Annotated in this window: 14 protein-coding genes; 2 read left to right on the top strand and 12 right to left on the bottom strand. The window is 60.9% G+C overall.

Features of this window, described 5'->3' with window-relative positions; genetic code table 11:
* Window positions 1-54 precede the first annotated feature (54 nt).
* The 7 genes from PARACOCCUSGL_RS0106325 to PARACOCCUSGL_RS0106290 form a co-directional block, all read right to left on the bottom strand.
* On the bottom strand, window positions 55-1,338 hold the full coding sequence (locus PARACOCCUSGL_RS0106325) for a sigma-54 dependent transcriptional regulator (RefSeq protein ID WP_010394369.1): 1,284 nt from the start codon (window positions 1,336-1,338) through the stop codon (window positions 55-57).
* Window positions 1,326-3,305 carry an ATP-binding protein gene (locus PARACOCCUSGL_RS0106320; RefSeq protein ID WP_010394367.1) on the bottom strand — a complete coding sequence of 660 codons (1,980 nt, stop codon included), beginning with the start codon at window positions 3,303-3,305 and terminating at the stop codon, window positions 1,326-1,328. The genes PARACOCCUSGL_RS0106325 and PARACOCCUSGL_RS0106320 overlap by 13 nt, the downstream gene beginning before the upstream one ends.
* Complete coding sequence (locus PARACOCCUSGL_RS0106315; protein ID WP_237701487.1) at window positions 3,302-4,423, bottom strand: ABC transporter substrate-binding protein; 1,122 nt, start codon at window positions 4,421-4,423, stop codon at window positions 3,302-3,304. Before PARACOCCUSGL_RS0106315 ends, PARACOCCUSGL_RS0106320 begins: the two co-directional genes overlap by 4 nt.
* Before the next feature lie 315 nt (window positions 4,424-4,738).
* Window positions 4,739-5,425 (bottom strand): acid phosphatase AphA, encoded by a 687-nt coding sequence (aphA, locus tag PARACOCCUSGL_RS0106310; RefSeq protein ID WP_010394362.1) that lies wholly within the window; start codon window positions 5,423-5,425, stop codon window positions 4,739-4,741.
* Window positions 5,426-5,702: 277 nt separating this feature from the next.
* Window positions 5,703-6,638: a 3-keto-5-aminohexanoate cleavage protein gene (locus PARACOCCUSGL_RS0106300; RefSeq protein WP_010394359.1), complete on the bottom strand. Its 936-nt coding sequence runs from the start codon at window positions 6,636-6,638 to the stop codon at window positions 5,703-5,705.
* A 24-nt stretch (window positions 6,639-6,662) separates the two neighbouring features.
* A complete protein-coding gene (locus PARACOCCUSGL_RS0106295) occupies window positions 6,663-7,880 on the bottom strand; it encodes an MFS transporter (protein ID WP_010394357.1) in 1,218 nt (405 codons plus the stop codon).
* 56 nt (window positions 7,881-7,936) lie between these two features.
* Window positions 7,937-8,716 (bottom strand): cyclase family protein, encoded by a 780-nt coding sequence (locus PARACOCCUSGL_RS0106290; RefSeq protein ID WP_040601774.1) that lies wholly within the window; start codon window positions 8,714-8,716, stop codon window positions 7,937-7,939.
* A gap of 243 nt (window positions 8,717-8,959) precedes the next feature.
* Between PARACOCCUSGL_RS0106290 and PARACOCCUSGL_RS0106285 the strand changes: the two genes are divergently transcribed.
* A complete protein-coding gene (locus tag PARACOCCUSGL_RS0106285; RefSeq protein ID WP_010394354.1) occupies window positions 8,960-9,619 on the top strand; it encodes a TetR/AcrR family transcriptional regulator in 660 nt (219 codons plus the stop codon).
* Here the strand turns inward: PARACOCCUSGL_RS0106285 and PARACOCCUSGL_RS21390 are convergent.
* Window positions 9,550-9,756, bottom strand: coding sequence for a DUF1330 domain-containing protein (locus PARACOCCUSGL_RS21390; protein ID WP_083825820.1), 207 nt, complete (start codon window positions 9,754-9,756; stop codon window positions 9,550-9,552). The genes PARACOCCUSGL_RS0106285 and PARACOCCUSGL_RS21390 overlap by 70 nt on opposite strands.
* A gap of 3 nt (window positions 9,757-9,759) precedes the next feature.
* Here PARACOCCUSGL_RS21390 and PARACOCCUSGL_RS21385 point away from each other — a divergent pair, with 3 nt between their 5' ends.
* Window positions 9,760-9,942 carry a hypothetical protein gene (locus PARACOCCUSGL_RS21385; protein ID WP_083825819.1) on the top strand — a complete coding sequence of 61 codons (183 nt, stop codon included), beginning with the start codon at window positions 9,760-9,762 and terminating at the stop codon, window positions 9,940-9,942.
* 515 nt (window positions 9,943-10,457) lie between these two features.
* Here the strand turns inward: PARACOCCUSGL_RS21385 and PARACOCCUSGL_RS0106275 are convergent.
* The 4 genes from PARACOCCUSGL_RS0106275 to PARACOCCUSGL_RS0106260 all read right to left on the bottom strand — a co-directional run bounded on the left by PARACOCCUSGL_RS0106275 (window position 10,458) and on the right by PARACOCCUSGL_RS0106260 (window position 13,945).
* Window positions 10,458-10,862: a RidA family protein gene (locus PARACOCCUSGL_RS0106275; protein WP_010394350.1), complete on the bottom strand. Its 405-nt coding sequence runs from the start codon at window positions 10,860-10,862 to the stop codon at window positions 10,458-10,460.
* A gap of 291 nt (window positions 10,863-11,153) precedes the next feature.
* A complete protein-coding gene (locus PARACOCCUSGL_RS20320; RefSeq protein ID WP_010394347.1) occupies window positions 11,154-12,350 on the bottom strand; it encodes an MFS transporter in 1,197 nt (398 codons plus the stop codon).
* Between the two features lie 22 nt (window positions 12,351-12,372).
* Entirely contained in the window at window positions 12,373-12,750 is a 378-nt protein-coding gene (locus tag PARACOCCUSGL_RS0106265; protein ID WP_010394344.1) for a MerR family transcriptional regulator, read from the bottom strand.
* Between the two features lie 292 nt (window positions 12,751-13,042).
* Entirely contained in the window at window positions 13,043-13,945 is a 903-nt protein-coding gene (locus PARACOCCUSGL_RS0106260; RefSeq protein WP_010394341.1) for a LysR family transcriptional regulator, read from the bottom strand.
* Window positions 13,946-14,001 lie beyond the last annotated feature (56 nt).

The raw sequence follows: 14,001 nt of genomic DNA, 5'->3' as shown, positions 1-14,001 counted from the left end.
TTTGTGTCAGTTTTGACACGCCCCATGGGTCAATTCTGACCCATTCCACAGGACTTACAGCATGTCATGGTGACGCAGCCGCAGATAAAGTCTTTTGCGCGGAATACCAAGCAGGGCCGCTGCCTCGGTCTTGCGCCCACCGGTCTGGATCAGGGCGAATCGCAACAAGCGGGCCTCGAACCCCTCCATGGCTGCGTCATAGCTCATTCCTGCCAGCTGATCCGTGGCGCCGGGTGCCGATCCGGGCTGAGGAAAGCTGGTGTCCAGCCCGATCACCAGACGTTCGGCCAGGTTGCGGGCCTCCCGAACGTTACCGGGCCAATCGTGATAAGCGATGCGGCGGCGCAAACTGCTGTCGATATGAGGTTTAGGCAGATTGTGCCGGGCGGCCGCCTCGGCTGCAAAATGGGTAACCAGCATGGCCGCATCCTCTTCGCGTTCGCGCAAGGGAGGCAAAGGCAATGTTGCGTGGAAACGGTGAAACAGGTCCGCCCGCAACCGGGATTCAGCTGTCAGGCTCTCGGGCGGGCGCTTGACGCTGCCAAGGATGCGTATGTCAACCGGACGAGGTCCGGCGCCCAAGGGGGTGATCTCGCGTGCCTCAACGACCCGCAACAGTCGCACCTGCAGCCCGTCGGGCATGGATTCAAGCTCATCCAGATACAGCGTCCCACCCGCAGCCCGTGCGATCAGACCGGGCGAGTCACTGGTGCCAAAAAGCTCTCGGTCCACGTCGGTCTCAGCCAGCGCGCCGCAATTAACGGCGACAAAAGGTCCGTCGCAGCGCGGGGAAAGATCGTGCAGGATACGCGCGACAAGCTCTTTGCCGGTCCCGGTCTCGCCCGAGATCAGCAAATCAAGCTGTAGCCTCGCCAGCGCCCGCAGTTTGTCACGCAAATCGCGCATAGCGGCAGATCGTCCAATCAGCCGGTCCTCGATACGTATCTGGCGCAGGCGGGTATTTTCCAGATGCAGGTCGCGCATTGCCTGCGCCCGCTTTAACACATCCAGCATCAACTCGGGCGGGCAGGGTTTTTCCAGAAAGTCATGAGCGCCGCCACGCATGGCGCGGATGGCGGCCGGCACATCGCCATGGGCGGTGATCAGGATGAAAGGCACGTCAGGCGCGATTTCCCGCGCACGGTCCAGAAAATCCAGCCCCGAGAGTCCCGGCATCCGCAGATCAGAAAGGATCACACCGGGGAAATCTGCCACCAGCACATCCAGTGCTGGCGCTGCCGCATCAAAGGCATGCACACGGAAACCGGCCAGCTCCAGCGTTTCGGCAGCAGCCAGCCTCAGGTCGGCATCATCCTCGACCAGCATCACCTCGGGCACGCCATCCCCCCCTCACTCCAGCGGTTCAGGCGCAACCGGACCTCGGCTCCGCCTTCGGTATGCTGTTCGATTTCCAGATGCCCACCCATGTCCTGCATGACGTTGAACGCTATCGAAAGGCCAAGGCCCAGCCCCTTGCCCGGCTCTTTGGTGGTCACAAAGGGATCTGTCAGGGACTGACCACTCTGACCCCCAAGCCCGATGCCGTTGTCGCGCACAATCAGCCAGACTGGATCGTCGCCGTGCAATTCGATGCGGATCAGGCCCGGTTGTGCAGCGTCTTCGCGCGTATCAATCGCGTCCAGCGCATTGCCAAGGATGTTCAGCAAAACCTGCTCCAACAGGATTTCATCCCCAGCAACCGCAACCCCCTCCAGATCCACGCAATCAACACGAACCCCCTCGGCCCGAAGGCGATGATCCAGCAGCTCAAGCGCGGCCCGCACCGGCTCGGCCAGCATCACCCGCATATTGCGATGGGCCGAGCGGCGGGCGATGCGACGCAGGTGGCCGATGGTTCGGGTGATCCGCTCCAGCAGCGCCTCGATCCGGGCAATCGCGGCATACGCCTCGGGGTAAGCGGCGCGCAGGTTGTGCAGACGATGTCCGACAGCCGCCAGCGGCTGGTTGATCTCATGACTGATCGCTGCAGACATTTGGCCAAGGGCGGCCATCTTACCCGCCTGCACCAGTTCGCGCTGCGTCATCTCAAGCCGTTCCAACGCCCGCTGGCGAGCGTGGACCGAGGCGCGAAAGACCTCAACGGCGCGGGCCATCTCGGCAATCTCATCCTCTTGAGAGACGGCAGGGCGCAAAGGGTGACCATCCTCGCCCCGCGCGATCCGGGTCAGATCGGCAGAAAGCGCCTCGATCCGCAAAAGAATGCGCTTGTGCACAAAGATCGCCAGAATGACCGCCGTCGCGACCGCGCCCAGCAATGTGACAAGCCCCAGTCCGACCGAACCGCGCAAGATGGCAGTCGCAGCAGCATCAGCACGGCGCTGTGCCCCAATCCGCTCGGTCCGGCCCAGATCGGTTAACGAGGCTTGCATCCGGGCCAGGGCCGCCTGCGCAGTTTGCAACTCAGAGACTGCGGCGTGGTGCAGTTCCAACCTCTGCCGCTGCTGCATAAAGATGCTTTCAGCCCCCAAGGCGGACGCTTTCAACCGCTCCAGCGCCTCAAGCAGCAGCCTCACATCGACGCGTTCAGGCAAGTTCAGCTGGGCAAGCGCCAACCGGTCCAGCGTATCGCGGCCAAGGATGCCGACCTGTTCCAGCGCATCCAGGCTATCAGCAGAGCGCGCCTGTAACAGCAGCGCCGTCAGCGTCGCAGCCTCAGAGCCGATCTGCTGCACCCGATCACGCAAAAGCCAGTCCCGGGACAGCGCCTGCTCGGCCCCCGCACGCGCGGCAAGGTCAGTGTCCGTCGTCAAGGCCGCGAGCTGCGTGTCCATATTAAAGGACAGATCGCTAAGTATCCCCTGCACCTGATCCTGCACATCGGCATGGATCCAACGCAGGTCGGCCCCGACCCGCGCGTCAAGCTGGGCCCGCCGGGTCAGATCTGTGCTGATCCTGCCAAAACTGATCAGGGAATGACGCAAGGTACGCTCGGCTCTTTCGATCTCTGCACGGGTCCCCGCACGTTCAGGCGCGGCCTGCCACAGCGGCGAGGAAAGAACGCCCTCGACCCCCTGCGAGGCGCCGTCGATAGCGCGCTTCATCCGTTCGGCAGGCATTGCCGGGTCCGCCACCAGTTGCATCGCCAGCGCCGCAAGCTCGCCCGTCGCCTCAGCCAGTTCACCCGCAAGCGCAACAGCGGGGATGCGATCCTGCGCCAACGCACGAAAATCCCGTTCGGCGCGCAGCATCACCACCATGCCGACCGCCAATACCCCAGCCGCGATCAGCACGACCAGCACCAGGGCCGCCATCAACCGCCCCCGGATCGAGCCCCGGCGGATCATGACCGCTCCAACGCGCGGATCAGTGCCTCGGCGTCGCGCAGGATCGTGTATGAGCGTTCGGACCACTCCAGCAGCGTTTCGCGATCAGTCGGGGCCGAACGCGCCTGATGTTCGGTCAGCGGCATCCATGTCAGCAGCCGGCGGATGCGTGCCTTTTCGGCCGCTGGCGCATGGTCGAGCGCACGCAAGCGCCGCCACAGATCCCGGCGCAGCAACAGGTCCCGGGCAACAAAGGCCTCAAACAGCTGCTTGACTTGCCAGTAGCGCCCTGCGGCCAGCTCCGGGTCATAGCGGGACCAGCTGAAATTCAGGGCCGCCAGAACCTCAGGGTCAAGCACATCGGGTTGCTCGGCGCGGATCCGGGGATCGACCGGGATACGCCGGATATCGGGGCGCAACAGGATGCGCTGGCCCTCGGGTGACAGGATAAAATTCACGAACGCCCTGGCTGCCTCGGGCTGGACGCCCCCTTGTAATGCGGCAATCCGCGCCGGGATAAGGATAACCGGGCGGCCATAGCGAAAGTTCAGCCCCTCACGCGTCAAAGCCAGAAAGTCGATGGTCAGTCCGATCGAGTAATCGCCATCCTCAACCCCCTCAAGTACACCGAAACTGCGCGCCGAAATGGTGTTCAGCTGCCCTGCCAGCTCCAGGATCCAGGCCCAGCCCGCCTGCCATCCGCGATCTTGCAAAATCGTCTCTAAAAGAGAATGCATCGTGCCTGATCGCATAGGGTGCGACATGGCGATATCCTGGTTGAACCCAGGTTCAAGAAGGTCATTCCAATCCTGCGGCACAGGTCTGTCATCCGCATTGCGCCAGGTCCATCCGACAGCGGACCACGCAAAATCCGCATATGAACCGTCGCCCAGATCAGCCAGACGCCCGGCCTTGTCCAGCACGACAAAAGCTTCGGGGGCCGAAGCCCAGAACAGATCAAATCCCCGATCATTCCCGGCCAGAACCTCATCGACCGCGGCATGTGTATTCTTATTCAGCACCCGGATGCGGATATCGGGATGTTCGCGACCAAACGCCTCGACCAACGGGTCAACCACATCCGCCTGATATGAGGTGATGATCCGCAGTTCATCCGCAAAAGCAGGAACCGTAAGCAAGATAACCGCCCATAACATGGCGGCCAGCCTGAATTTTGCGCTTTTGCGATGATCTGGCGCGTACATTTCCCCCTCTGCCGACGGATTGTTGCATTACCAGCCGCGGCAAAGCAACCGACCCCGGGGCAAATGCACCCTGCTGCCACAAAACAGCCTATGCGCGGGTTCCTGCCCCCTTATCAGCAAGATCGTTGATCTGTTTTGCAGCTTTCTTAGACATTGCTGGGGATATCGCGGCCCGGATCCGCACCGACCGGCTTTGCCTTGACCAACTTACAGTTAGCCCGTCGGCGCGTGCGCGACCAAAGCCACGTGCTACTGGGTCGAGTTTATGATCACTTCTTCGCCGAAGTTTCCGTTGCGAGGCTCGGGCTTATAGCTGGAATTCTGGGCCCGCATCACACGAACTGGCCGGATCCCTGCCTCAAGCGCAGCGCGCATGTCGCTGTCAGCATCGCCATAGTATATTTTCAGCTCATGATCCTTTAGAAACTGGACCTTGTTTTCGGACGAAGCGGTGAAAACGACGTCATTCATTTTTCCAAGGCCAAAGGCGCTTTTCAAAGTGGCAGTCAAGGTTTCCCCACCGCTACCTTTCGTGCGTCCGGTGATAAAGTAAATCTCGTCACCGCGCGCTACATGCATATCCAACAGCTCTCGCGCAACTTCTTTCGGCATCGAATACCGGTCGCAATTGTTGGTGTGGATATCGGTCCAGAACTCATCCATCTTAAGGTAATCGTCAGAGCCGGGCGAATATTTGTTCTGACCATAATAAAAGCAGGGGCTGGAAAACAGCACCGTATCATCCACATCAAAGCCAACGGCCATGGGTGGTTGCCCTTCCAGACTGGCCGCAATTTGCGGGACTGAAACCCAGCGCACCGGTGCGGTCGCCAGCAGCTCGGAAGTCGTGACGCCGGGATTAAGATTAGAGATATCATCTGCCAGAGCTGGCCAGGCTGCAAGCACCAACGCCATCGAGATCATTCGTTTCGACATATGCGATCTCTGTCCTTTTTTCTGTGAACGGTATTATGCCCATTCCGGTGGTGATATGAACGGTATCCTGGCTCGGGCTGGGTCAGTTCACGATACCGAAGCTTGCCACCAAAGCAAACGCGCTGCCTATCGCCTGACCCGTCACCTTCACCAGACCGCAATCCACGCGGCCGCGCAAGTTGCGAATTGACAGCTCCGCCCTGCCCGCCCAATACCGGCAAAAGGGATACACAAGCGCGCGCAGCTGCCTGCACAACATCTGTTGTTCGCGATCAGTTCAGAAATTCACCCTATCGCCGCCTTTCAGGCCCAGGATTTCGCGCGCCTCCTCGGGGGTGGCGACCTCGCTGCCCAGATCCTCGATGATGCGGCGGATCTTGGCGACCTGCTGGGCATTGGATTCCGCCAGTTTCCCGCGCGAGATCAGCAGCGAATCCTCAAGCCCGACACGGACATTGCCGCCCATCTGGCTGGCCGTGGTGGCAAAGGGCATCTGCGCGCCGCCCGCGCCAAGAACCGACCAGCGGTAATCATCGCCGAACAGCCGGTCGGCGGTGCGCTTCATGAAGATCAGGTTGTCGATATCGGGGCCGATGCCGCCCAGGATGCCGAAGATGAACTGGATGAAGACCGGCGCCTTGAACAGCCCGATATCCATGCAGAAGCGCAGGTTATAAAGATGGCCGACATCGTAGCATTCATGCTCGAACTTGATATCGTGGGGGGCAAGCTGGTTCGCAGCGTTCTCGATATCAGCGAAGGTGTTGCGGAAGATATTACCGTCGGACTTGGCGACGTAGTCGCGCTCCCAGTCGAATTTCCAGCTGTCATAGCGCTTGGCCAGCGGGTGGAAGCTAAAGTTCATGCTGCCCATGTTCAGCGAACACATCTCGGGCGAGAAGCGCAGCGCGGGCCGGATCCGCTCGTCTACGGTGTTGGTCAGGCTGCCGCCGGTCGAGATGTTGATGACGGCATCGGTAGATTGCTTGATGCGCGGCAGGAAGGCGGCAAAGGCATCGGGGTCGATGGTGACGCCGCCGTCATGGGGACGGCGCGCATGCAAATGCAGGATCGCCGCCCCCGCCTCGGACGCCGCGATGGCCTGCGTGGCGATATCTTCGGGCGTATAAGGCAGCGCGTCAGACATTGTCGGCGTATGGATCGCACCAGTAATGGCGCAGGTGATCACAACCGGCTGTTTCTTGCGGGACATGAGGTTCTCCTTGACGGGGGCGCGTCACTGCGCCGGAACGACGGATGCGGATTTCTCAAATCGCGGCAGGCACAGGATCACCACCGATCCCGCGACCAGCAGGCAGATCACCGTCCAGATGGTCGAATTGTAATTGCCCGAGGCGTCATAAAGCCTGCCCGCCAGCGCCGGCCCCGTGGCCGTACCGATCAGGAACATCGAGTAGATAAAGCCATAGACGAAGGCATAGCGGGCCATGCCAAAATATCGCGCGGTCAGATAGGCGATCAGATCAGCCTCGGCCCCAAGCGACAGGCCGATCAGGGCCGCAGCAAGCGGCACCATGCCCGGACCTCCGTAAAGCAGCAAGAGACAGCCCCCGGCGGTCGCGAGAAACAGGGTCGCAGCCACATAAGGAGCGAAAAAGCGGTCGATCAGCCAGCCGGTGAGCAGCCGCCCACCCAGCACGCCAAAGCCAATGACCGAGGCGGTACTGGCCGCGGCAATCGGCGTCATGCCCGCATCCCGCAGCAGCGGCACCATGTGGACGACCAGCGCAGACACCGCCACGGCGACAGCTGCAAATGAGATGCCCACACTCCAGAACAGCCGGCTGCGGAACAGTTCGCCGCGACCCTCGGCAAGGCTGGCTTTTGCGACGCGCGGCATGGGGGCGCTGCGAAACCCCAAAAGGACAAAAGGCCAGGGAACCAGCGCCAGCAGGGCCAGGACAAGGTAACCCGTCCGCCAGCTATAACTTTGGTTCAGGCTGGCAAGCAGCAAGGGAAGGGTGATGGCGGCAACGGCAATCCCTGCTTGCGAGATGCCAAGCGCCAACCCACGCACCTTGTCAAAGGCTCCATTCACCGCGCGGGTGTAATTGATCGGGGTCGTCCCTGCCCCGGCCAAAGCGGCCAGTGCGTAAAGCATATGGAATTGACCGATCGAGCCCTCAAAGCGGCTCATTGCGTAAAGTACCCCGGACAAAAGCGGGATCGAAACCAGCGCTACCAGCCGAGTCCCGACACGGTCGATCAGATTGCCCAGAAACGGCGCGATCACCGCAAGAACCAACGTCGTATAAAGGAATGACGAGGTTACTTGCCCCCTGCTCCAGCCGAATTCAGCCTCCAGCGGAGCGACAAAACTGCCAAGGCTGTAGAAGGGCAGAGAGCTAAGCCCCGCCGCACTGCCAAGCGTTGCTGCCAGCAGCAGAACGCCGTTCCGACGAAACTCGCCAGAGCTTTCTTGATTCTGGATCATCGGTTTATCCCTGAAAAGACGTGAGGACATGCCCGCCGCAAGCGCGGCGGCGCAGTTCATTCGTCAAAGATGGCGACGGCGCGGGTCCAGCCGGCAGAGGCCGCGCGGATCTTGACCGGAAAGCACGACACCATGAAACCAAAGGACGGCAGGCCTTCCAGATTGTGCAGCTTTTCAATCTGGCAATAGCCGCGCACCATCCCGGCGCGATGCCCTTCCCAGATGATGGCGGGGTCGCGAGTTTCTTCCCACCGCTTGCGGGTATGGACGAAAGGCGCATCCCAGGACCAGCCGTCGGTCCCGACGACACGGATACCGCGCTGCGTCAGCCACAGCGTCGCCTCGCGCCCCATACCGCAGCCACGGGACACGTAATCCGGCTGACCATAGGCAAGCCCGGCCGAGGTATTGACCAGCACGATATCGCCCGGCATCAGTTCGTGGCCGATACGGGCCAACTCGGCCTCGATTTCGGTAGCCGAGACCAGATGCCCGTCCGGCAGATGGCGAAAATCCAGTTTGACGCCGCGACCATAGAACCAGTCCAGCGGCAATTCATCAATCCTTGCCGCCGGAACACCGCCATCCATGGTGGAATGATAGTGATAAGGCGCATCGACATGGGTGCCGTTATGGGTGGAAAGCCGAACTTTCTCGAGCGCCCAGCCCTCGGACCCCGGCAGTTGCTCTACCGTCATGCCAGGAAAGAAGGCAATGATGTCCGGTCCGGTGGCATCATGGGCAAAATATTCGATGCTGGGCCCCATGCCCGGCGGGTCGGCATAGTCCGTATTCTCGATCGGGACCGACAGATCAACGATGCGGCGGCTTGACATGCGCACCTCCTCCCTCAAACGCAGGGCATGACCGACCAACCCCCGCGAATGGATACGCAAGGTGGTGCCGTCAGGACGGCAGACAGATATGCCCACAAACATGAGCCCGGGGGCCCAATTCTCCCTCGACCTGACCTGCCGCGCAATTCGCAGCTTTTGGACCGGGTCCACTGCTGATAGCAAAGAATCAATGACCCGTAAAGAATTTGATTGGTCGTCCGTTCAAATTTGAGATCCGCCGCCATGACCGAGAAACCAACCTCTGACCGCATCCTTGACGCCGCCGAGCGCCTCTTTGCCGAACATGGTGGCGAGGATGGTGTTTCGATGCGCGAACTTGCGGCGGCGGCCGATGTGAAGCTGTCACTGCTGAGCTATCACTTTGGCGGCAAGGCCGGCCTTTATCGCGCAGTCTTTGCTCGCCGGGCCAACCAGCTGGCCGAGGCGCGCAGCGATGCGCTGGCTCAGGCGATCAGGCGCCCCGAATTCGGCATCCGGGATTTGGCCGAAGCCTTTGTGCGCCCCTCGGTCGCGATGCGCTATTCCGGCAATCAGCAGGGGGCAGCTTTCGCATTGCTGACAGCCTTTGAGGCGATCGACCCGCGCGAGGCCAGGCGCGGCATCCTGGCCGAGCATTATGACCCCACCGCGCAGCGCTTTATCGCGGCGCTGTCGCAGCTCTATCCCGGCGCACCGCGTCAAAGCATCGCCGACGCCTATCTGTTCATGGTCGGCGCACTGGTCATGACGCTGGCTTCGGGCAGCCGCTTTGCGCGTCTGGGCGCACATGACAGCAGCAAGCAACCCTCCCCCGATACCGAAAGCCTGACCCTTCATCTGATCGACTTTTGCACGGGGGGTGTTGATCGGGTGCTGTCAGCCCATAAACCGACGGCAGGGTGACGGCAGCCTGTCTGGACGACGCCCTCAACAATGACGACATGCCCATCACAGGCACCAAGACGGCGGGCGCGGGCTTGCTGATACTCCGGCGCATGATAACAGGCATACGCACTGGCAAGGTCAGGAAAGCGGATCACGGCATGACGCTGAAGGGCGGGAAGGGCCTATCGGCGACGCCGATCTTTGCTGTCCTCTGCGCCTGCGGCCACAACACCCGCAAAACCCTTACCCATCTCAGGGCGCTTTTGTCCCTGTTGCTTCAGCGGGTCGCCGCAATCCTTGGACAGGAAAATCCACGCATCAAGGTCAAAATAGCCGCCTGAAAGGTTGCTCAGACCGGACTCTTTACCCCACCGCCTGATCTCGCCTGCATCACAACCATCATCCGCGTTGCCGCCCCCCTATCGCAGGCGACCGATATGGCCTCTGGCGACAGCACCGGACTGTGCAGATCACCGCCTCTTTGGTGAGGCGAGGACAGTGAAAGCACCCTCATCACATCCGTGCAGCAGAGCTCAGGTTAGTTCCCAGTGTTTCCGCACCTGCCTTCACGCAGGCCGCACAGGAAACTGTCCCAGCTTTGCTGGGGTCATGTGATGCGCCCCATCGCGCAGCTTGCAAGAAAGCCGAACAGAACGATGAAACACTCAGCCCCGCGGCCCTGTTTGGCATCAGGCAAACAATAGGATGACGGGCCAGGCACTCCGATCAACATACTCATAACCCACAAACCAGCGCAGACATTGTTGACGGAGCCGATAGCACGTCGTCGGCATCATCGGATGCCAGACGGGCAGCCGCCTGGGCAAGCGGCCGCCTTATCTGTCGCGCGATATGATCAGGGGATAGCAGCGACTGCATCAATCTCGACCCTGACAGCCGGATCATAAAGCGCGGCGACACCGATCAGCGCACTTGCCGGAGGGCGGCTCTGGTCGATGTGGCGATCTCTTACAGAACGGATTGTGCCAAGGTCAGCAGAGGACAGGTCGCGGATATAGATCGTCATTCTGGCGACATTCGAGAAATCCGCATTCGCCGCCTGCAACGTGTCTTTGAGGTTCTGGAACACCTGCTCCAGCTGATCTTCCAGCTCTGGTCCCGCCAGGGTTCCATCCTGGCGCAGCGGCACATGGCCCGACAAAAACAGCAGCTTGCCACTTTCGACCAATATGGCCTGCGAAATATTCGGGATGTTGATATCAGCGGGATTCACCGCCTGCATTTGTGCCTTGAGGGTCATGTTTTTGAAACTCCGATATCAGTGCGGTCCGTCGGACCGCTGGGAAAGGCGCCGGTCAAAAGTCAGCGCGACAAGGGGAAAGCCAGCCCGCAGAAGGCATGTCTTGTGAGCTGGCAGGCAGGATGGAGCGTGAAAAGGACACGCCTCTTTTCGCCCGTCCAGTGATTATGCGGCCAGTTCCTGGTTGATCCTCAGCCGGGAAGCTCTGTCCATTCTACGCAGCGCGCGCCTATGCAGCATACGGGGGACAGAAAGTTGGGGGCGACCTCATGCCCGGAACTGTTTGAAGGGTCAGGCTGCGGACTGGCCGCGGCGCACGCCGACAGACAACGCAAGAGTCGCCAGCAACAACAGCGCAGCGGGGCAGAGCCACAGCGGCACAGTGCCGATACGGCCCAGCGTTTGCGCGACCGGGGGCGCGAAACTGGCACCAAGGAACAGCGCAAAGCTGTAGATGGCAAGGGCAAGGCCACGGTTGGTATTGCTTGCCCGGCCCGCGACGGTTGCGATCAGGCCGGGAACGGCAAGAGCAACGCCCGCAGCAAGGGCGGCGGCGGCCGCGCCAATTGCAAGCGACGAACCAGCCGTAGCGATGGCAAGCGCCAGCGCCGCAAGCACCAGGCCCGCCCGCGCAGTCACCGTGGCACCGTATCGACGGGTCAGGGGCGCCGCTGCGAATGCCAGCAGCAACGGCGGCAAACCGATCAGGCGCAGGGTCTGCAGATCAATGCCAAGCTGTGCACCCAGAGCCTGCGCGCCACCGTAGAATGAGACAAACCCGAACAGGACGGTAACCGCAGCAGCCCAGGCCGCAAGGATGACCGGATCGCGCAAAAGCGAACCAAGACGCGACCCGCCCGAGACAGGCGCAGAAGCAAGCGTCGCGCGCCCTGCCGACACCGCAAAAAACAGACCCGCCGCACCAAGCAGATAAAATGGGGCAAGCTGAAGCATCGTCTGGGTCATGCCTCCAGGCGCCCATGCAGCAAAAAGTTGCGCCAGCGGGGCTGCACCAAGAAATGCGAAACTCATCAGCGATACGCCTAGCGGGCGATGCTTTGGCGGCAGTTCCTCAGTCACCAGCGACAGGGCAACAGGGGGAAAGATCGAGGCAGCAAGGCCTTGTACCGCCCGCGCTGCCAAAAGTGCCTGAAAGCTGTCGGCGAGGGCAACAAGGCCAGTCGCGATAGCCGTCGCAATCAGGCCGATCAGGATCATCCGCTTGCGGCCCAGACGGTCCGACATCGGCCCAAACAGCAGAAAACCTGCCGCATATGCCACGCCGAAAGCGGTGCCGGCCAAGGCTGCCTGTGCCGGATCGATGCCAAACCGTGCCGAGATTTCGGCGACCATCGGGATCGTTACATAAAGCTGGCCAACCACCATGAACCCGCAGGCCATAAGCAGCGCGAGCAACGAGATATGGCGCACTGCCAGGGCCTCGGCCTTAAACTGAGACCCGACGTTAAGTGTAGATTTAAGATGCATGTAATCCTGTCCCCTGCCCGTCCTATTGCTGCCGCGCCTCTGCGATCAGCTTGTGCATACGGGCAATGCTGGCTTCCAGATCGCGCCGGAACGCGGTCAATTCACTGATCTGGGTATCGGCCTTGGCGATCTGCGTCTGCAGGATCTCCAGCACCTTTTCCTTGCCCTTGATGCCGCTTGCATCTTCAAAATACAGGTCGATGACAGCGGCAATTTCGTCCAGACTCAGCCCAAGACGCTTGAGCGCGGCGATCTTTTCCAACCGCTTGAGCGCGGTCTGGTCGTAATAGCGATAACCCGCACCCTCACGCTCGGCAGGTTTCAGCAGGCCCAGACGTTCGTAATAGTGGATCGTGCGATGGCTGACCCCAGCCCGCTCGGACAGTTCTCCGATTTGCATACGAGACGACAATTTCGCACCACATTAACCTGACGTTGAGTGTAGATCTAGGAAGGCAGGGGCAGGTTGTCAACCGCGCCCCCAATTCGTCCCTGCATACGCGGGGATAAGTCCGATTTCTGCCAGCGCCCAAGGCGGGTGGCCGGTTCATCCCCGCGTATGTGGGACCAGACTTGTTGCAAACCTTTGACTATCCTGCATTTCCACCATGTCAATAAAACTACTGATTTTGCTGGCCGAAAACAGCGGCGATCCGGGCCCCAAAAACCGTCACCCTACCCAAGCGCCAGACTTAGCCGCGCCACTCGGTCACAAGCATCTCTCTGAACCGCATGGCCGATGGTGACAGGCGCGCCCCGCGCCGCTCGACCAGCCCGATCGAGCGGGTGACAATCGGATCGACCAGCTTGATCGTCGCGATCAGCGGATGCTCGCGTTGCGGGGTGGCGAGCTTTGGCAGGACCGATATGCCCAGACCCGCCTCGACCAGCCCCAAAGAGGTGGAAAGGTGGTTCACCTCGTAAAACCAGTTCAGCTCAAGCTGCTGATTTGCGGCGGCAAGAGCGTGGTCCAGCACCGCACGGTTGCCCGATTTCTTGGAAACGCCGATCAGCGGATGGCCCTGCAGCGCCTCCCATGGCAGGGTCGAGGTCGCGGCCAGGGGGTGGTCGCGGCGACAAGCCAGAACAAAGGGATCCTCCATCAGCGGGGTAAAGATCAGTTCTTCGCGTGAAGCGCCGATAATGTTGATGCCGAACTCGACCTCGCCATTCGCGACGGCATCCAGCCCCTCGTTCGCCGACAGGTCCATGATGCGAAAGCGGATACCGGGAAAGCGCTGGTTAAACGCTTCGATCACCCGCGGCAGAAAGTAGAAGGCCGCGGTCGGCACCGAAGCCAGCGTCACCTGTGCGCGGTGGCGGCCACGCAGATCGCTGATCGACAGGATCGATTCCTCGAATTCATCGACCAGCCGGCGAACCAGAGGCATCAGCTCGCGTCCTATCTGGGTCGGAGCCACGCGCCTGGTCGTACGCTCGATCAACTGAGCGCCAACCGCCTCTTCAAAGGATTTGATCCGCCGTGACAGCGCGGGAGTGGACATGTTCAGATAACGCGCCGCCTCGCTGAACGAGGAAAATTCCAGCACGGCCAGAAAGGCGCGAAGATCCAGAAACTCGAAATTGTTTTGCATTACGCAATAATAATGAAATTCTTTGCAATTCACAACACAGTCTGATTGTAGCAATT

The sequence above is a fragment of the Paracoccus sp. TRP genome, from assembly GCF_000185925.1.
Taxonomy (GTDB): domain Bacteria; phylum Pseudomonadota; class Alphaproteobacteria; order Rhodobacterales; family Rhodobacteraceae; genus Paracoccus; species Paracoccus kondratievae.
Note: the sequence above shows the minus strand (reverse complement) of the source record. Positions and strands in the feature narration are given on the sequence as shown.